The organism is Lysobacter sp. Root494 (assembly GCF_001427225.1).
Taxonomy (GTDB): Bacteria; Pseudomonadota; Gammaproteobacteria; order Xanthomonadales; family Xanthomonadaceae; genus Agrilutibacter.
Map to the genome: position 1 here is coordinate 1,081,084 of NZ_LMFH01000005.1, position 18,802 is coordinate 1,099,885.

An 18,802-nucleotide genomic window follows, 5' to 3' on the forward strand; every position below is an offset into this window, starting at 1 on the left:
GATCCGGTAATCGATCCCACGTCGGGGCTACTGGCGCGCGGCGGCGCGGATCGCAGACGCTTCTGGTCGCGGCGCGGTCGAGGACTACGCGCGACGCGATGCTACTGGCGCGCGGCGGCGCGGATAGAACCGTCGCAGACGCTTCTGATCGCGGCGCGGTCGAGGACTACGCGCGACGCAAGGGCGTCAGTCTCGCGCAGGCCGATCGCTGGCTCGCGTCGAACCTGGATTACGATCCGGAGTAGTTCAATCGCGTCGATGCTGATGGCACACGGCGGATAGCCTTCGCAGGCGCTTTCTTCGCAGCGCGGTCGGGACTACGCACGACGCGAAGGGTTTCGGTCTCGTGCAGGCGGACTGTTGGCTCGCATCAACCCCGACGACGCCCGGAATAATTGATGGATCAACCACATGGGAAACGCAAGGCGACCAGGCACCTGTTTCCGGCCTACCAGATCAGATCGTCGGGCACCTGGTATTGCGGGTCGGCGTAGGGATCATCTTCGGCCGGTGCGTCCGGATCGACCTTGAGCGCGACGGCGGCGGGAAATATTTCCGCGGCCTGCGTGACCAGTTCGGCGGAAACAAGAACATAACGGCCATCGAGCTGCAGTACGCCGAGCTCGCCGGCATTCAGTGCCTTGAGCTGGTCCGCGTTGACGTAGATGCGCTTGATCTTGCCGCCATATGGGAAGTGGCGCGCGATGTCGGCGTCGGCGGCGTTGAGTGACTTGTCCTTGACCAGCTCGGTGAGCTTTGCCCGGGCTTCGCGGCGCTTACGCGCTTCTTCCTGCTTCGCGGCTTCGGCCGCGATGCGCTCGTCCTTCTCACGTTGCGCGCGCAGGGCGTAGGCCTTCGCGAGATCGATTTCCTCGCGCGTACGCGGTGCCGGCTTCGCGCCGGGCTTGTGCGCAGGCCGCTGTTGCTGCGGCTTGGCGGCCGGATGGCCCTGGCGCGCATGCGGCGGCTTGCCCTGTTGGGGTTTCCCGTGAGGACCACCGGGTTTCCGTTCGGCAGGACGTTCGGGCTTGGGCGCAGGCTTGAAGCCGAGGCCTAGGAGTTGATCGCGAAGATTGCTCATTGCGGTGTGCGGCTGTATGCGGGCGTTCGATGCAGGGACAATGATGCCGCATCAGTAATGCGGGGGCGGAGGTTCCAGCGAAGCATCGCCCGTTACCGGCGAAGAAGAAAGCGTATTGCGCATCGCCTTCAATTCCTCCAGCGCGCGGTGCAACAGCAGCGCGGTGCGCGCTTCCTCATCACGGGAAGCCGCGATCGCATCGCTGAGCTCCAGCAGGGATTGCTCCTGGAACGCGACGCGCGTTTCCAGTTCAGCCAGGCGGCGCTCGATCTCTTCCGGAGTCATGAACCTGCCTGCTGCTCAGACCGAGCCGTTGCTCTTGACCGAACGGCCGCGGCCGATGCCGTAGTACGCAAGCCCGGCCTGCTCCACTTCGCCCGGCTCATACAGGTTGCGGCCGTCGAAGATCACCTTGTCGGTGAGCACGGCCTGCAGTCGGCTGAAGTCGGGGCTGCGGAACTGTTTCCATTCGGTGACGACCACCAGTGCATCGGCACCCTCGACCGCCTGGCGTGCGGAGTCGCACAACGCCAGGTCGTCGCGCTTGCCGAAGATGCGCTCGGCTTCGTGGCGTGCCTCGGGATCGTAGGCGCGCACCTTCGCACCGGCTTCCCACAGGCGCGCGAGCAGCATGCGGCTCGATGCTTCGCGCATGTCATCGGTGTTGGGCTTGAAGGCGAGGCCCCACACGGCGAGGGTCTTGCCGGCGACGTCGCCGTCGTAGTGCTCGCTGATGAGTTCGAAGAGCCGGTGCTTCTGCCGTGCGTTCACGGATTCGACCGCACCGAGGATCTCCGCGTGGTAACCGTGCTGCTTCGCGGTGCGCTCCAGCGCCTGCACGTCCTTGGGGAAACAGGAACCACCATAACCCGCGCCCGGATAGATGAAGCTGTAGCCGATGCGCGGATCCGAGCCGATGCCGTGGCGCACGTGCTCGATGTCGGCGCCGACGCGCTCGGCGATGTTCGCGATTTCGTTCATGAAACTGATCTTCGTCGCCAGCATCGCGTTCGCGGCGTATTTCGTCAGTTCGGCCGAACGCACGTCCATCGCGACGATGCGCTCGTGGTTGCGGTTGAACGGTGCGTACAGGCGCTTGAGCTGTTCGACCGACGATGCCTTGCTGGCGCCGATCACGATGCGATCCGGACGCATGCAGTCCTTGACCGCATCGCCTTCTTTCAGGAATTCCGGGTTGGAGGCCACGTCGAATGCGATCTGCGCGCCACGCTCCTCCAGTTCGGCCGCAATGACTGCGCGCACCTTGTCTGCCGTGCCCACCGGCACGGTGGATTTGTCGACGACGACCGCCGGGCGCGAAAGGTTCTGCCCGATGGTCTTCGCCACCGCGAGCACGTAGCGGAGGTCCGCGCTGCCGTCTTCGTCGGGCGGCGTGCCGACGGCGATGAAGATGGTGTCGCCATGCTGGATGGCGGTGGCGGCATCGGTAGTGAACGTCAACCGGCCTGCCGCGTGGTTCGCTTTCACCATTGGCTCGAGGCCGGGCTCGTAGATCGGAATGATGCCGTTGTTGAGCCCTTCGACCTTTGCTTCATCGATATCGACGCAGACCACGTCGTGGCCGACTTCGGCCAGGCAGGTTCCCGTGACGAGGCCGACGTAGCCGGTACCGAAGATGGTGACGCGCATGAAATCTGTTCCTTGCCGATGGCGGTGGGTGAAGCGGGGAATTGGGGGCGTGGACCACCAAATGCACGACCTTACGCAACGGCTGCTTCAACGCGCGGTGAAGCAGCCGTCCGTTCCGAGGCGGAGTTGCTTACTTCGCTTCCGGCTTCACGATTTCGAGCAGTTCGACTTCGAACACCAGCGTAGCGTTCGGGCCGATCGGACCGCCCTGCGTGCCGGCTTCGCCATAGGCGATCGACGACGGGATCCACAGCTTGTACTTGCTGCCCACCGGCATCAGCGCGAGCCCTTCGCGCCAGCCCGGGATCACGCCGGCCAGCGGGAACGTGGCGGGCGTGCCGCGATCGTAGGAGCTGTCGAAGGTCTTGCCGTCGAGCAGCGTGCCCTTGTAATGCACGCGGACGACGTCGCTGTCCTTCGGCTTGGGACCGGTGCCTTCGGTGATCACCTGGTACTGCAGGCCCGACGGCGTGGTCTTCACGCCCGGCTTCTTCGCGTTCTCGGCGAGGAACTTCTCGCCCTGCTCCTTGTTGGTCTTCGCATCGGCCATCATCTTGGCGATCTGCTTGGCCTGCATCTTCTGGCCGAAGGTTTCGGCGATCTGCTGGGCCTGCTTCTCGTCCATCAGCAGCTTTTCGCCGGCAAGCGAGGACTTGATCGCCTTGGCGATGACGTCGACGTCGACTTCGTCCTTCACCTGCTCCAGCGACTTGCCCATCTGCATGCCGATCATGTAGCTGACCTTGTCCTTCTCGGTCGGCAGGCCAGCGATCTGCGGACCGGAGTCCTTCGCTGCCTCTTCGGTCTTGGCCTCCGTCTTGGCTTTGTCGGCAGGCGGGTTGCATGCCGTGACGGTCACGGCCAGGGCAGTCGCGGCTAGGGCCACGGAAACGTGGCGGGAGAAACGGGTCATCGGGGAACTCCTGGGTCTGGATGCTTGGAGCGTTAACGAGGCCGGGCACGTTGCACGCGCCCGGCTGAACGTCGCGTCAGTACGCGAACGGCTCGCGATCGGGCTTACCGGGATCGAGGGTTACTGCGGCAGGATCGCCAGCAATTCGACATCGAACACCAGCGTGGAGTTCGGGCCGATGCTGCCATCGGGGGTGCCCTTGGGGCCGTAGGCGAGTTCGCCGGGAATCCAGAAGCGGTACTTCGCGCCCACCGGCATCAGGGTCAGGCCTTCGGTCCAGCCCGGGATCACCTGGCCCAGGCCGAACTCGACCGGCTGGCCGCCACGCTCATACGAACTGTCGAACACCGTGCCGTTCAAAAGCGTGCCGTGGTAATTCACGCGGACGCGGTCGGTGGCGCGCGGACGCTGGCCGGCGCCCTGGCGCAGCACCATGTACTGCAGGCCCGACGGCGTGGTGAACACGCCCTTGACCGTCTTGTTCTTTGCCAGGAACCCGGCGCCTTCGGTCTTGTTCTTTTCGCCGGCGACTGCTGCTTTCGCCTGCATCTGGCCCTGGACCTTCTGCGAGAACGACTGGCGGATCGCAGCCAGCTCCTCATCGCTCAACAGCGCCTTGCCGTTGGCGACGGTGGTGCGTACCGCCTGCAAGAACACGGGAAGGTCGATCTCTTCATGGATTGGCGTCAGCGAGCGGCCGACGTCGGTGCCGACCAGCAAACCAACCTTGTCCTTCGCCACTTCGGGCACCTTGCCGTCAGGCGTGGGCTGGCCATTGCGCGCGCCTATGCGTGCCATCAGGGCCTTGCCGGTGGCCTGCGCTTCTTCCGGTGTGATCAGTGGCTTGCCGCCGGTGAATGCGTTGCGGATCGCCTTTTCAAACGCCGCCATGTCCAGGTCCGGGCCGACCGGTGCGATGGAGTGGCCGATGTCGGTACCGACCATGTAGCTGGCCTTGTCGCGTTCGGTGGTCAGCACGGTCTTGTCCTGGGCAGAGGCAGCAGTACCGAACAGCACGACTGCGGTGGTGAACAGCGCAGCGATGCCGCGCAGCAAGGGCTTCATGAAGACTCCTGTGGACACGCCGCAGAGCGCGGCGCGAAGCGGCTATTGTCGCGGGGCGTTGCGGAACGGGCAATGCGGGATAGCGGGCGTGCGGCACGCTTCTTCGAATATCGAAGCGACGGGCACGCAAAACTCGGAAGCCCCGGGGCCTGGTTGCGTGCCGAGCAAAAAGCTCGGACGACCGAGTTCCGAGCTCCGTGCGCCGAGCAAAAAGCTCGGACGGCCGAACTCTGAGCTCCGTGCGCCGAGCAAAAAGCTCGGAGGGCCGAGTTCCGGGCTTCACGCGCCGAGCAAAAAGCTCGGACGGCCGAGCTCCGGGCTTCGCGAACCGAGTAAAAAGCTCGGAGCACCGAGCTTCGAGCTCCGTGGGCCGAGCAAAAGGCTCGGAGGACCGAGCGTCGAGCTCCGCGTGCCAGGCAAAAAGCTCCGAAGGCGGCTTTCCAGCCCAAAACTTTGCGATCAAAAAGCCCGGGACGCCGCACCCCGGATGGCGCCGCATCGGCCCGACCTGCCGCAAGTTACTGACGCACAAGGAGTTCCCCCTTGAAACGTCCGTAGGGTCACCAGAGCCAACCATGACTTCAGTTGGGTTACCCGCTGGTTGACGCCCTGTGTTTAGGTGTTATAGTTGCATACAACACCGGTCTACCAACGAGCAGGACGTTCGCCATGAACCGCAAGCTCCGCCACACGCTCTCCGCCCTGTCCGCCTCCGGCGCCGCGCTGGCCATCGCCCTGATGGTTGCCGTGCCTGCCGGCATGAACCAGGAGCTCCCCCGTCAGGCCATGGCCGGCCAGCATGCCGATGAACTCGGCACGCTCGCGGGAGCCGTCGCCCTCTCTGCTGAAATCGCTGCCGCTTCGGCAATGGCGATGGAAGCGGACCAAGGCATGGAAGCCACGCAACGCGCGCCCCGCAAGGGCACGCGCCATCGCCGGCAGACCATCGTCATGCCTTATTTCTCCTTTCTGCCGCGGGGCTGAACCATGACCGCTATCCAATGGAGCGATTCCGCTCCCATCTACCGCCAGCTGAAGGAGCGCGTCATCGCAATGATGCTCGACGGCCTCCTCAAGCCCGGCGATGCCCTGCCCTCCGTGAGGCAGGTCGCCGCCGAGTACCAGCTGAATCCAATCACCGTCTCGCGCGCCTACCAGGAACTGGCGGACGAGGCTCTCGTCGAAAAACGCAGGGGTCTGGGCATGTACGTCACAGAAGAAGCCGCAAGGAAGTTGCTGTTCAACGAACGTGACCGCTTCCTCCGCGAGGAATGGCCGCAGGTCGTCGAGCGCATCAACCGCCTCGGCCTGAAGATCGAAGAACTGCTTCGCGCCAATGGCAAGGATGGTGCCCAGTGAACGCTGCCACTTCCGTCAACACGGGAACCGTCGTCAACGCGCGCGGCCTGCGCAAGGCCTACAAGAACAAGCTCGCGCTCGACGGCACCACGTTCCAGATTCCGACCGGCCGCATCATCGGCCTGATCGGTCCCAACGGCGCCGGCAAGACCACCGCCCTCAAGGCGATGCTTGGCCTGATCCCGTTCGAAGGCGAACTCTCCGTCCTCGGCCGCGATCCGCGCACGCAGCGCGACGACCTGATGCGCGATGTCTGCTTCATCGCCGACGTGGCCGTGCTGCCGCGCTGGATCAAGGTGAAGGAAGCCATCGAGTTCGTCGCCGGCGTGCATCCGCGCTTCGATCGCGCCCGTTGCGAACGCTTCCTCGCGCCGACCCAGCTCAAGCCCGAGATGCGCGTGCGCGAATTGTCGAAAGGCATGATCGTGCAGCTGCACCTGGCGCTGGTGATGGCGATCGACGCCAAGCTGCTGGTGCTCGACGAGCCCACGCTCGGCCTCGACATCCTCTATCGCAAGCAGTTCTACCAGCGACTGCTGGAAGACTACTTCGACGAGGAAAAGACCATCATCGTCACCACCCACCAGGTGGAAGAGATCGAGCACATCCTCACCGACGTGATGTTCATCCGCGACGGCAAGATCGTGCTCGACGCGCCGATGGAAACCATCGGCAACCGCTACATCGAGGTGCTGGTCAACGGCGACAAGACCGACGAAGCCCGCAGCCTCAAGCCCATCGACGAACGCGCCCTGCCATTCGGCAAGACCGTGATGCTGTTCGACGGCATCGAACAGGCGCGACTCGCGCACTTTGGCGAAACCCGCATCCCGGGCCTGGCCGACCTGTTCGTCGCCACCATGAAGGGGACCTACGCATGAACGCCATTGCAGAACCGCGCAGCCACGCCATGGCTGCACCCCATCCCACGCACAAGCTGAAGCTGCTGCTGAAGCGCGAGTTCTGGGAGCACAAGGGCGGCTTCTTCTGGGCACCGCTCGTGGCCGGTGGCATCTCGCTGCTGCTGACCATCCTCGGCATCATCTTCGGCGAGATCACCGCACGGCGCGCCATGGCCCGGGGCGATCTCCAGATCGATGGCGAAGTGATCATCAACGGTCTCGATCTCGGCGCGCTCACGGGTCGACTGGGCCCGAAGGAAATGACCGAACTCGGCCAGGGCATCGACCTGAGCCTGTTCGTCGCATCCGCCTGGCCCTTCGTCGTCCTCGGCTTCGTGGTGTTCTTCTACTGCCTTGGCGCCCTGTACGACGACCGCAAGGACCGCAGCGTGCTGTTCTGGAAGTCGCTGCCGGTTTCCGATCGCGACACCGTGGTTTCGAAAGGCATCAGCGCGCTGCTGGTCGCGCCGATCCTGGCCCTCGCGGCATCACTGATCACGATGGCCGGCTTCATGCTGATCCTGAGCGTGGTCGTGCTCCTGCACGGCGGCAATCCGTTCACCCTGCTGTGGGGCCCGGGCAATCCGCTGTCGGTGGTGGGCGCGTTCCTGATCGGCATTCCCGTCTACGCCCTGTGGGCACTGCCGACCGCCGGCTGGCTGCTGCTGTGCTCCGCATGGGCCCGTAGCAAGCCGTTCCTGTGGGCGATCATGATTCCGGTGTTCTCCGGCATCTTCGTGAGCTGGTTCGACGTGACGAAGCTGTTCAACCTGGATTCGTCCTGGTACTGGAAGCACATCGTCGGCCGTGCGCTGCTGGGCACCTTCCCGGGTTCGGACCTGCCATACCAGGAAGGATTCGGCGAAGGCGCGGGCGACGTACATGGAACGCTGCACCACCTGTCCGCCACGAGCGCACTCAACACGCTGTCGTCGCCTGAAATCTGGATCGGCGCAGTCGTTGGCCTGGTGATGATCTACGGTGCGATCCGCCTGCGCCGCTGGCGCGACGACAACTGATGCCCCGGTCCAACAAGGAATGACCATGAACCGCAAGTACATTCACATCGCAGCCCTGCTTGTTGCCCTGTCGCCACTGATCGCACAGGCCGGTACGGTGCGGACCGAAGTCGCGAAGGATCTCGACGATGCCCGGCAGGAAGTCCGCACCGAACTGGCGCAGGAACGCGCCAGGCTGGACAGCGAAAACTTGTCCCTCGGCGAGGGCCTGCATTTCGGCAGGGAAGACAAGGACGAAGCCGCGAAACGCCGGCCCCTGCCGAAGGGCGAAATCACCCCGCGCGGCGACCTGCTGATCGACGGCAAGGCGGTCGCCCTCGACGCCGCGCAGCGCCGGCAGGTACTGAACTACCGCGCGCAGGTCATCGGCATCGCCAGGACTGGCATCGATGCCGGGGAACGCGCTGCAATGCTTGCGATCGAAGCCACCGACGTCTCGCTGTTCCGGCTCATCGCCGGCGGCCTCACCGGCAGCCTCGAGCGTCGCGTGGAAGCGACGGTGCAGCGGGAAATCCAGCCGATGGTGCTGCAGATCTGCCATCGCCTGCCGCAGTTGCGCGATTCGCAGCAGGCGCTGGCCGCGAGTGTGCCCGAGTTCCGGCCCTACGCCACCCTCGACAACGATGATGTCGAGAATTGCGAACGCGATATGCGCAAAGACCTGGCGACGCGCTGAGCCACCACTCTCGAGGAACGATGGCAATGAACAGGATCCGTACTTTCGCATGCACCGCGGTGCTTGCGTCCCTCGCCGCATGCCAGGGCAATGCACCGTCGACACCAACCGCATCCAAGCCCTCGGCTTCCACGCAGGAACCCGAGAGCGCACTGGGCCGCGTGGTGAACAAGGAAATCCGCAAGGCACGCGAAAAGCTGGCCACCGAAAACATCAGCATCAAGAACGGTGTCCGCTTCAACGGCAAGGGCGGCGTGAACATCGACACCAACGACCGCGACGACAACCGTCCCGACGCGGAGATCACGCCAAAGGGTGACCTGCTGATCGAAGGCAAGGCGGTTGCGATCAACGCCCAACAACGCGCACTGCTGCTCGAACACCGCGCGCAGATCATCGGCATCGCCGAAAGCGGCATGGACATCGGCGTCCAGGGCGCGGATCTCGCCGCCAAGGCCATGGGCGAAGCCTTCAAGGGCATCTTCTCCGGCAAGTCGGAGCAGGAGATCGAGCAGAGCGTCGAAGCCGAAGCCGCCGGCATCAAGCAGGCTGCCGCGAAACTTTGCGAGCGACTGCCCGGCCTGCTCGTCTCGCAGCAGAAACTGGCCGCGACGCTGCCGGAGTTCGAGCCCTACGCGACGATGACCAGGGAAGACATCGACGACTGCATGAAGGACAGCAAGGACGACACCGCGCAGCAGGCGGCGCTGCAGTCGGAAATCCGCGGCGAGATCCGCGATGCGGTTCGCGGAACCGTTCGGGGCGCCGTGCGACAGGACGACAAGGAAGCCGTAGCGGACGCCGAGGCGGAAGCCAGCGCCGAGGCGGCGACGACGCACTAACCGCTCCGCTCAGTTCATTTCATTGAGCGCAAAGACGAAGCACTAATCCGCGCTTCGATCAGCTCATTCGATTGAGCCCAAGGAAGTATTGCTTCAAAGACGGGCTGGATCTGCCGCAATCCGGTGTCGGTGGGTCCAGCTTCGTCCCTTGGCGCCTTTCGCTTTGCCGCTTCCTCTTGGAGCGGAGCTTGCTTCGCAGGCCTTAGTAAGTCACCTCACGCACGCTTCCCGTAGCGCCGAGCCTGCTCGGTGCCTTCTCCCACGTGCACTGAGCAGGCTCGATGCGACAGCAAGAGCAGCGGAGCAAGCTCCGCTCTACAAAGCGAATCCCACCACTCAGCCTCCGCCGGAACCGCCACCGTGGATACCACCCCTGGTCAATGCCGCAGCATCGAGCAGCTTCCGCAGCTGCTTTTCGGGCAGACCGCTGTGCTCCATGGCCACGTCCAGGACCGGGCGGCCTTCCTTGTAAGCCTGCTTCGCGATGGCTGCGGCCTTTTCGTAACCGATGATCGGATTCAACGCGGTCACCAGGATTGGATTGCGGTCCAGCGCCTCGCGCACGCGCTCTTCGCGCACGCGCAATCCGGCGATGGCCGCATCGGCCAGCAGCCGCATCGAGTTGGATAACAGTCGGATCGAATCGAGCAGGTCGTAGGCGATCAGCGGCAGCATCACGTTGAGCTGGAAGTTGCCGCTCTGCCCCGCGACGGTAACCGCAGTGTGGTGGCCCATCACCTGCGCGCACACCATCGCCAGCGATTCGGGAATGACCGGATTCACCTTGCCAGGCATGATCGAACTGCCGGGCTGCAACGCCGGCAATTCGATCTCATCCAGGCCCGCAAGCGGACCGGAATTCATCCAGCGCAGGTCGTTGGCGATCTTCATCAGCGCCACCGCGAGGGCGCTGAGCTGCCCGGACAATTCGACTGCATCGTCCTGTGCCGCCAGCCCTTCGAATTTGTCTTCGGCCGATTCGAACTTCGTGCCGCCCAGCGATGAAAGCGTTCGCGCCATCGCGCGCCCGAAGCGCGGATCGGCATTGATGCCGGTACCGATCGCCGTGCCGCCGATGGGGAGGCGCCGAAGCCGCTTCAACGCATCCTCGATCCGCTCCTGCGCGGATGCGAGCTGCGACGCCCACGCGCCGAATTCCTGCGCGAAGGTCAGAGGCATCGCATCCATCAGGTGCGTGCGGCCGGTCTTGGTGACCTTACCGAATGACTTGGCGCGGCGTTCGATGGTCCTGCGCAGGTGCTTCAGCGCGGGCAGCAGCTGCTCCGTCACCGACAGCTGCGCCGCCACGCGGATCGCCGTCGGGATCACGTCGTTGGAGCTCTGCCCGAGGTTGACGTGGTCGTTCGGATGCACCTTTGCGCGGCCATTACGCGTCGCCAGTGTCGCGATCACCTCGTTGGCATTCATGTTGCTCGACGTACCCGATCCGGTCTGGAACACGTCGATCGGGAATTGCGCGTCGTAACGTCCATCGGCCACTTCGAGGGCCGACGCGCGGATCGCAGCCGCCGCTCCCTTGCCGAGCAGTCCGAAGCCGCCGTTGACCTCCGCCGCCGCAGCCTTGATCAGGCCGAGTGCGCGGATGAATTCGCGCGGCATCGGCGTGCCCGACACCGGGAAGTTCTGCACGGCGCGCTGGGTCTGTGCTCCCCACAGCGCATCGGCCGGGACGCGCAACTCACCCATGCTGTCGTGTTCGACGCGAAAGCCTGCCGCCTTCTTCGCCATGTCGTTCTCCTCGCAAGGTCTGTCCGCAGCTTACGCCGGCACCGGTTTACGGACATCGCGGTCCGGAGCTGGCACCAGCCGAACGGCCGCGTCCGGCCGAGTCTGTAGAATTAGGGTTTGCCTTCGCCGCCCCCATCGCCATGTCCGTCGAAACCCAGCTCCTCGCCCTCTCTCCGCTCGACGGCCGCTATGCCGGCAAGGTCGACGCCCTGCGGCCCATCTTTTCCGAATTCGGCCTGATCAAGGCCCGCGTGAAGGTCGAGGTGGAATGGCTGCTGGCGCTCGCCAACGAAGAAGGCATCGTCGAGCTCAAGCCGTTCTCCGCCGAAGCAACGGCCCGCCTGCGCGCACTGGCCGACAATCTTTCCGTGGCCGATGCCGCGCGCGTGAAGGAGATCGAGCGCACCACCAACCACGACGTGAAAGCGGTCGAGTACCTCATCAAGGAAAAGCTCAAGGGCGACGCCGAGCTCGGACCGGCACTGGAATTCGTCCACTTCGCCTGCACCAGCGAGGACATCAACAACCTCAGCTACGCGCTGATGCTCAACGAAGCCCGCCAGGACGTGCTGCTGCCCAAGCTTGACGAACTGATCGAGAAGCTGCGCGCGATGGCGCACGAACACGCTGGCGCGCCGATGCTCTCGCGCACGCACGGCCAGACCGCCTCGCCGACCACCGTGGGCAAGGAACTCGCGAACGTCGTCGCCCGCTTGCAGCGCCAGGGCGAAGTGCTCGCCGGCCTGCCGATGCCGGGCAAGATCAACGGCGCAGTCGGCAACTACAACGCGCACGTCGCCGCCTATCCCGACATCGAGTGGACGACGTTCTCGCGCCGCTTCGTCGAATCCCTCGACCTGACCTGGCAGCCCTACACCACCCAGATCGAGCCGCACGACGGCGTCGCCGAACTGTGCGATGTATCCAGGCGCATCGACACGATCGCAATCGACCTGTGTCGCGACATCTGGGGCTACATCTCGCAGGGTTACTTCAAGCAGGCGGTGAAGGCCGGCGAAGTCGGCAGCTCGACCATGCCGCACAAGGTCAACCCGATCGACTTCGAGAACGCCGAGGGCAACTTCGGCATCGCCAGCGCGTTGTTCGAACACTTCGCCGCGAAGCTGCCGATCAGCCGCTGGCAGCGCGACCTGACCGATTCGACCGTGCTGCGCGCACTGGGCACCGCCTTCGGCCACATGCTGATCGGCTTCGAATCGCTGCAGCGCGGCTTGAACAAGCTCAGCGTGAATCCGGAACGTCTCGCTGCCGATCTCGACGCCGCATGGGAAGTGCTTGCCGAAGCCGTGCAGACCGTGATGCGCCGCCACGGCCTACCCAATCCCTACGAGCAGCTGAAGGCACTCACCCGCGGCCAGGGCATCAACGAAGCCTCGATGCGCGAGTTCATTGCGTCGCTGGACTTGCCCGCCGATGCGAAGCAGCGCCTGCTTGCGATGACGCCCGGGAGCTACATCGGCCTGGCTGATCGTCTCGCCAGGGAAATCTGACGCGCCCCGTTGCTTGTCGCAGGACGTAGCTTGCCGCGCCGTGCAGCGCGGCGCTACAGAGCAACCGCAAAGGCAACGGAGCAGACTTCGCTCCACAAGGCTCATCGCCGGCGGCAACACGGCGCAAACCTTCGGCCCGGTAGAATGCGCGCCCTCGCATGCCCGGGCCGTTGCCATGAAGCTGCTGCTCAACATCGACGTACCCGAAATCGCGACGGCGGAGGCCTTCTACACCGCGGCGTTCGGCCTGGTACCCGGCCGCAGGTTCGGCGCGGAAGGTCTGGAACTGCTCGGCCTGGAGGCCCCGCTGTACCTGCTGGCGAAGGCTGAAGGCACGGTCGGCGCGGGAGAATCGACCCGCACGTACGGACGCCACTGGACACCCGTGCACTGCGACCTGGCGGTCGACGACCTGGACGCCGCGCTCGCCCGCGCCATCGCAGCCGGAGCGGTGCAGGAAGGCGCGACGCGCGATGCGCCCTGGGGTCGCTTCGTCCAGCTCGCTGATCCGTATGGCCACGGTTGGTGCCTGATCGAACTTCGTGGCCGCGGCTACGACGCCATCAAGACGAACTGAGTTCGTCCCCCTCCCATCGACACGAATTCATGGCACGACAGAAAACCAGGCAGTCCACCCGCTCCAGCGCGAAGAAGACGGCGACGCTGCCCATCGAAGTCGATGCCTCCACCCTGCCTCCGCTCGGCATGCCGGCCGCGCAGTTCCTGCGCGACTACTGGCAGAAGAAGCCGCTGCTGATCCGCAATGCGTTCCCGGATTTCGAATCGCCGATCCAGCCCGAGGACCTCGCCGGACTCGCCTGCGAGGAAGGCACGCTGGCGCGCATCGTCGCCCACGATCGTGGCAATCCTCCTGGAAGCCGCGACGCATGGATGCTGCGCCATGGCCCGTTCGAGGAAGCCATGTTCCCAAGCATGCCGCACCACGACTGGACGCTGCTGGTGCAGGACGTGGACAAGTGGGACAACGACATCGCCGCGCTGCTGGACGCCTTCGACTTCCTGCCGCGCTGGCGCATCGACGACATCATGGTGTCGTTTGCAGCGCCCGGCGGTTCGGTCGGTGCGCACGTGGACCAGTACGACGTGTTCCTGCTGCAGGCCCTGGGCCATCGCCGCTGGCAGATCGATGCCTCGGAGAATCCGCCGACGGAATTCCGCAACGACGTCGACCTGAAGCTGCTGCGCGAATTCCACCCGACCCACGAATGGCTGCTGCGCCCGGGCGACATGCTCTACCTGCCGCCGGGCGTTCCGCACCACGGGGTGGCCGAAGATGCCTGCCTGACGTTCTCGGTGGGCATGCGCGCGCCGAGCGCCGCGGAACTGCTCGGCGATTTCGTCGACACCCTGGCTGCGGATGCGGATGAAAGCACGCGCTACCACGATCCCGACCTCGCACCCGCAGCCGACCCCGCGCAGATCGACGACGACGCGATGCGCCGCGCGATCGAAGCCTTGAACGCGTTGCGCATGAACGATCCCGAGCGCCTGGGCGACTGGTTCGGCCGCTTCATCACGCTGTACCGCAACGCGGGCGAGGTAATGGCGCCGCCGGAAAACGACGAGAGCCAGCGCTCTCGTATCGAAATCGAGTGGGACCTGCAGCACGGCGCGACGCTGGTGCGGCATCCGTATTCGCGCATGGCCTGGCGCAAGGCGGCCCGCGGCGCGAAGCTCTACGTCAACGGACAGGGTCACGACTTGCCGGTCCGCGATGCGAAATCCGTTGCCAATGCGAGGGAGATCGACGGCGCCGCGTACGCCACGCTCTCGCAGGCCGGGCGCGACTGCGTCCATGAACTGCTGCACGCCGGCCACTACCGGCTCGACATCGGGGGCGAGGAAGAAGAATGAGTGTCGTCACCGCATCCCCGCCGGCTTTTACCGTCGAAGCCACCGATTACGAAGCCGCGCTGCCACAGCTGCGCATCGTCCGCGATGCCGTCTTCGTGCAGGAACAGAGCGTGCCGGTCGAACTCGAATGGGATGCGCTCGATCCGCAGTGCCACCACGTCATCGCCCGCGACCCGCAAGGCCAGCCGATCGGTACCGGCCGACTGACCCCCGAGCACAAGGTCGGCCGGATGGCGGTTCTGCCCGAGTGGCGCAACCGCGGCGTCGGCGACGCGATGCTGCAGGTACTGATCGACAAGGCGCGCGAACTCGGCTGGCACGAGGTCTCGCTGCACGCACAGGTATCGGCGATCAATTTCTATGCGCGGCAGGGTTTCCTGCCGTATGGCGAACGTTTTTCCGAGGCCGGCATCGACCACCAATCGATGCGGCGCCTGCTCGACACTGCCAATCCCGTCGAAACGCACGACGCCGCAGTCGCCGCGATGCTCGGCGTGATCGGCACGGCACGGCGCGAACTATGGATCTACAGCCGCGAGCTCGACCCCGGGCTGCTCGACCATCCGGACGTGGTTGCCGCGATGCGCCGCTTCGGTACCGGCCGCGGCGTCGCCCACATCCTGTTGCAGGACGCCGTGACCCCGCAGTCCGCGCACGCGCCGTTGATCGGACTTTCGCAGCGGCTGCCGAGCGCACTGCTGTTCCGGGTGATCGAAGAGCCCGTGGACCGCGCCTATGCCGCTGCATTCGCGACCAACGACCGGGGCGGCTGGTATTTCCGCCCGCTCGGGCACCGGTCCGAAGGCGAGACCCGCATCGACCAGCCCGCGCGCGCCCGGCAGCTGCAGGGCGTATTCGAACCGTTCTGGGAACGGGCGCGTCCCTGCAGCGAGTACCGCGCACTGGGGATCTGATCCCGGGCATGGCCGGCGCTCGGGCTTTGCAACTTTGGTCTAAACGCCGCCGCCTGCTTCAGCGCGGAAAACATGCTGCGAAGCCCGGCTGTTTGCACGGAAACACCATATTTTCCAGCGCACCGCACGAACAACGCTTCGTCCCGGCAACACACCTTCCACGGCCGCGCGATCGCCCCGCCTCGTTATCCGTCATGAGCGGTCCTTACGTCGTGATGCAGCGCGACATAGGGTCCGGCTATAATTTTGGCCCTTTAGCGTCACCCGCAGCCCGACGCGCCGGCGTTCCCCCGAAAATCCCGCCGGATCAACCGCTTGCCCTACAACTTGGATCTTCCCGACATCATCGTGGACAGTCTTCTCAAGCAGTTTGCCCAGTCCTCGCAGCTCGGCGCCAACGCCGCCTATATCGAAGACCTGTACGAGCAGTACCTGGTCGACCCTGACAGCGTGGGGGCCAAGTGGAAGACCTATTTCGACGGCCTCAAAGGCCGCGAAGCCGGTGATGTTCCCCACTCCGCCGTCATCGAGCAGATCGCAGTCGCCGGCCGCCTGGCTGCCTCGGGCAAGCTCGCAGTCGCCGGGATGGGCGATGAGCGCGAACGCGCCGTGGGCAAGCTGATCACCGCGTATCGTTCGCGCGGCCACCTGGCGGCGAACCTCGACCCGCTCGGCATGATGGCCAAGACCGACGCTCCCGATCTGGAGCTTGGCTTCCATGACCTCTCCGACAAGGACCTGTCCGCTGAATTCAGCACGGGTGGCGTCGCGGGCAAGGACCGCATGAAGCTCGGCGACCTCGTCGCCCTGCTCAAGGCCACCTATACCGGTCCGATCGGCGCCGAATACATGCACATCTCCGACGTCGACCAGCGTCGCTGGATGCAGGAGCGCATGGAAACCGCTGCCGGCAGGTATGGCCGCACCGCCGAAGACAAGAAGCGCATCCTCGAGCGCCTCACCGCCGCCGATGGCCTCGAGCGTTATCTCGGCACCAAGTATGTCGGCCAGAAGCGCTTCTCGCTGGAAGGCGGCGACGCGCTCATCCCGCTGATGGACACCACCATCCGCCGCGCCGGCGAACAGGGCGGCAGGGACCTGGTCATCGGCATGGCTCATCGCGGCCGGCTCAACGTGCTGGTCAACACGCTCGGCAAGCCGCCGCGCCAGCTGTTCGACGAGTTCGAAGGCAAGTTCGAGCACGTCCACAACGACCTTGCCCACCAGGGCGACGTGAAATACCACATGGGCTTCAGCGCCGACGTCGCCACGCCCGGCGGCCCGATGCACCTCGCCCTCGCCTTCAATCCCTCGCATCTGGAAATCGTCGACCCGGTGGTCGTCGGTTCGGTGCGTTCGCGCCAGACCCGCCGCGGTGAAAAAGGCACGCAGCAGGTGCTGCCGGTGCTGATCCACGGTGACGCCGCGTTCGCAGGCCAGGGCGTGGTCATGGAGCTGTTCCAGATGTCGCAGGCGCGTGGGTTCCGCGTCGGCGGCACGATCCATGTCGTGATCAACAACCAGGTCGGCTTCACCACCAGCGAACGCCAGGACGCACGCTCCACGCTGTACTGCACGGACGTGGCGAAGATGGTCAACGCGCCGATCCTGCACGTGAACGGCGATGATCCGGAAGCGGTTGTGTTCTGCGCGGAACTCGCGCTCGACTTCCGCAACCGCTTCGGCAAGGACGTCGTCATCGACCTGATCTGCTACCGCCGCCACGGCCACAACGAAGCCGACGAGCCGGCCGCAACGCAGCCGCTGATGTACCAGGTCATCCGCAAGCACAAGACGCCGCGCGAGCTGTACGCCGCGCAGCTGGTGAACGAAGGCGTGGTGAGCGAAGCCGAAGCGCAGGCATTGGTCGATGGCTATCGCCAGAAGCTCGATGACGGCGTGATCACCACCGAGGTGACCGAGGTCAAGCCGGACGAGTTCACCATCGACTGGTCGAGCTACCTCAAGGGCAAACTGACCGACAAGGTCGACACGAAGTACGATGGCAAGAAGCTGAAGAAGCTCGCCGAGACCATCAACGAAGTTCCGGACACGCTGAAGCTGCATCCGCGCGTCGCAAAGATCTACGAAGACCGCCGCAAGATGACCGCTGGCGAGCAGCCGGGCGACTGGGGCTTCGCCGAGAACCTCGCCTACGCAACCCTGCTGACCGAAGGCTACAAGCTGCGCCTGGTCGGACAGGACAGCGGACGCGGCACGTTCTTCCATCGCCACGCGATCCTGCACGAGCAGACCACGGACGCCTACGAGTTGCCGTTGCGTCGCCTGGTGAAAAATCCTTCCGACGTCACCATCATCGACTCGCTGCTCAGCGAGGAAGCGGTGATGGCATTCGAATACGGCTACTCCACCGCCGATCCGATGACGCTGGACATCTGGGAAGCGCAGTTCGGAGACTTCGCCAACGGCGCGCAGGTGGTGATCGATCAGTTCATCGCTTCGGGCGAGGCCAAGTGGGGTCGCCTGTGCGGACTGGCGCTGTTCCTGCCGCATGGTTACGAAGGCCAGGGTCCGGAACATTCCTCCGCCCGCCTCGAACGTTTCCTGCAGCTGTGCGCGCTCGACAACATGATCGTGTGCACGCCGACCACGCCGGCGCAGGACTACCACATGATCCGCCGTCAGATGCTCATGACCACGCGCAAACCGCTGGTGGTGATGACGCCGAAGTCGCTGCTGCGCCACAAGCTGGCGGTGTCGTCGCTGGACGAACTGGCCAACGGCAGTTTCCAGCTCCTGATTCCCGACAAGTCGGCCGACCCGAAGAAGGTCAAGCGCGTCGTCGTCTGCGGCGGCAAGGTCTATTACGACCTACTGGAAGAAGCGCGGAAGCAGAAGCTCGACAATGTCGCCCTCGTCCGCGTCGAACAGCTGTATCCCTTCCCGCGCGCGGAACTCACGGCCGAACTCAAGCGCTTCGGTGCGGCGGCCGACGTGGTCTGGTGCCAGGAAGAACCGCAGAACCAGGGCGCGTGGTACCAGATCCGCCACCACCTGACCGCATGCCTCGCACCCAAGCAGTCGCTGAGCTATGCCGGCCGTGCACGCTCGCCTTCGCCCGCCGTGGGCCACCTGAGCGACCACATCGTCGAACAGAACAGGCTGGTCGCCGATGCACTGGTCAATCCGGTGCATGGCGAAGGCTGCCCCGAATAACGCACTTGTTGTCATCCCGAACGCAGTGAGGGACCTGCTGTTCGACTTGCTGGAAACAGGTTCCTCACT

Annotated in this window: 18 protein-coding genes; 12 read left to right on the forward strand and 6 right to left on the reverse strand. The window is 64.9% G+C overall.

The window, feature by feature from the left end; translation table 11 throughout:
* Window positions 1-98 precede the first annotated feature (98 nt).
* A complete protein-coding gene (locus ASD14_RS16045) occupies window positions 99-245 on the forward strand; it encodes a hypothetical protein (RefSeq protein ID WP_157475169.1) in 147 nt (48 codons plus the stop codon).
* A 203-nt stretch (window positions 246-448) separates the two neighbouring features.
* Here the strand turns inward: ASD14_RS16045 and ASD14_RS08180 are convergent, their stop codons facing one another.
* From ASD14_RS08180 to ASD14_RS08200, 5 genes are all read right to left on the reverse strand, one after another.
* Window positions 449-1,081, reverse strand: a complete 633-nt coding sequence (locus ASD14_RS08180) for a DUF2058 family protein (RefSeq protein WP_056131488.1) — start codon at window positions 1,079-1,081, stop codon at window positions 449-451.
* Window positions 1,082-1,132: 51 nt separating this feature from the next.
* A complete protein-coding gene (locus ASD14_RS08185) occupies window positions 1,133-1,366 on the reverse strand; it encodes a SlyX family protein (RefSeq protein ID WP_056131491.1) in 234 nt (77 codons plus the stop codon).
* Window positions 1,367-1,381: 15 nt separating this feature from the next.
* Complete coding sequence (locus tag ASD14_RS08190; RefSeq protein WP_056131494.1) at window positions 1,382-2,731, reverse strand: UDP-glucose/GDP-mannose dehydrogenase family protein; 1,350 nt, start codon at window positions 2,729-2,731, stop codon at window positions 1,382-1,384.
* Window positions 2,732-2,861: 130 nt separating this feature from the next.
* Window positions 2,862-3,644: an FKBP-type peptidyl-prolyl cis-trans isomerase gene (locus ASD14_RS08195; protein WP_056131498.1), complete on the reverse strand. Its 783-nt coding sequence runs from the start codon at window positions 3,642-3,644 to the stop codon at window positions 2,862-2,864.
* Window positions 3,645-3,764: 120 nt separating this feature from the next.
* Complete coding sequence (locus tag ASD14_RS08200; protein WP_056131500.1) at window positions 3,765-4,709, reverse strand: FKBP-type peptidyl-prolyl cis-trans isomerase; 945 nt, start codon at window positions 4,707-4,709, stop codon at window positions 3,765-3,767.
* Between the two features lie 669 nt (window positions 4,710-5,378).
* Here ASD14_RS08200 and ASD14_RS08205 point away from each other — a divergent pair.
* The 6 genes from ASD14_RS08205 to ASD14_RS08230 are packed head-to-tail and all read left to right on the forward strand — an operon-like array spanning window position 5,379 to window position 9,507.
* Window positions 5,379-5,693 (forward strand): hypothetical protein, encoded by a 315-nt coding sequence (locus ASD14_RS08205; protein ID WP_056131503.1) that lies wholly within the window; start codon window positions 5,379-5,381, stop codon window positions 5,691-5,693.
* Between the two features lie 3 nt (window positions 5,694-5,696).
* Window positions 5,697-6,068 carry a GntR family transcriptional regulator gene (locus ASD14_RS08210; protein ID WP_056131506.1) on the forward strand — a complete coding sequence of 124 codons (372 nt, stop codon included), beginning with the start codon at window positions 5,697-5,699 and terminating at the stop codon, window positions 6,066-6,068.
* The gene (locus ASD14_RS08215; protein WP_056131510.1) at window positions 6,065-6,949 is read left to right on the forward strand and encodes an ABC transporter ATP-binding protein; all 885 of its coding nucleotides are present in this window, start codon (window positions 6,065-6,067) and stop codon (window positions 6,947-6,949) included. Before ASD14_RS08210 ends, ASD14_RS08215 begins: the two co-directional genes overlap by 4 nt.
* Window positions 6,946-7,989, forward strand: coding sequence for an ABC-2 transporter permease (locus ASD14_RS08220; protein ID WP_056131512.1), 1,044 nt, complete (start codon window positions 6,946-6,948; stop codon window positions 7,987-7,989). Before ASD14_RS08215 ends, ASD14_RS08220 begins: the two co-directional genes overlap by 4 nt.
* Window positions 7,990-8,014: 25 nt before the next feature.
* Window positions 8,015-8,665 carry a hypothetical protein gene (locus tag ASD14_RS08225; RefSeq protein WP_157475171.1) on the forward strand — a complete coding sequence of 217 codons (651 nt, stop codon included), beginning with the start codon at window positions 8,015-8,017 and terminating at the stop codon, window positions 8,663-8,665.
* A gap of 26 nt (window positions 8,666-8,691) precedes the next feature.
* The gene (locus ASD14_RS08230; RefSeq protein ID WP_056131519.1) at window positions 8,692-9,507 is read left to right on the forward strand and encodes a hypothetical protein; all 816 of its coding nucleotides are present in this window, start codon (window positions 8,692-8,694) and stop codon (window positions 9,505-9,507) included.
* A gap of 336 nt (window positions 9,508-9,843) precedes the next feature.
* Here the strand turns inward: ASD14_RS08230 and ASD14_RS08235 are convergent, their stop codons facing one another.
* Window positions 9,844-11,256 (reverse strand): class II fumarate hydratase, encoded by a 1,413-nt coding sequence (locus tag ASD14_RS08235; protein ID WP_056131523.1) that lies wholly within the window; start codon window positions 11,254-11,256, stop codon window positions 9,844-9,846.
* A 140-nt stretch (window positions 11,257-11,396) separates the two neighbouring features.
* Here ASD14_RS08235 and purB point away from each other — a divergent pair, with 140 nt between their 5' ends.
* The 5 genes from purB to ASD14_RS08260 all read left to right on the forward strand — a co-directional run bounded on the left by purB (window position 11,397) and on the right by ASD14_RS08260 (window position 18,733).
* Window positions 11,397-12,767: an adenylosuccinate lyase gene (gene purB, locus ASD14_RS08240; protein ID WP_056131527.1), complete on the forward strand. Its 1,371-nt coding sequence runs from the start codon at window positions 11,397-11,399 to the stop codon at window positions 12,765-12,767.
* A gap of 175 nt (window positions 12,768-12,942) precedes the next feature.
* Window positions 12,943-13,344 (forward strand): VOC family protein, encoded by a 402-nt coding sequence (locus ASD14_RS08245; RefSeq protein WP_056131530.1) that lies wholly within the window; start codon window positions 12,943-12,945, stop codon window positions 13,342-13,344.
* A 29-nt stretch (window positions 13,345-13,373) separates the two neighbouring features.
* Window positions 13,374-14,642, forward strand: a complete 1,269-nt coding sequence (locus ASD14_RS08250) for a cupin domain-containing protein (protein ID WP_056131535.1) — start codon at window positions 13,374-13,376, stop codon at window positions 14,640-14,642.
* Entirely contained in the window at window positions 14,639-15,556 is a 918-nt protein-coding gene (locus tag ASD14_RS08255; protein WP_082538821.1) for a GNAT family N-acetyltransferase, read from the forward strand. Before ASD14_RS08250 ends, ASD14_RS08255 begins: the two co-directional genes overlap by 4 nt.
* A 348-nt stretch (window positions 15,557-15,904) precedes the next feature.
* On the forward strand, window positions 15,905-18,733 hold the full coding sequence (locus tag ASD14_RS08260; protein ID WP_056132349.1) for a 2-oxoglutarate dehydrogenase E1 component: 2,829 nt from the start codon (window positions 15,905-15,907) through the stop codon (window positions 18,731-18,733).
* The last annotated feature ends 69 nt before the right edge of the window (window positions 18,734-18,802 follow it).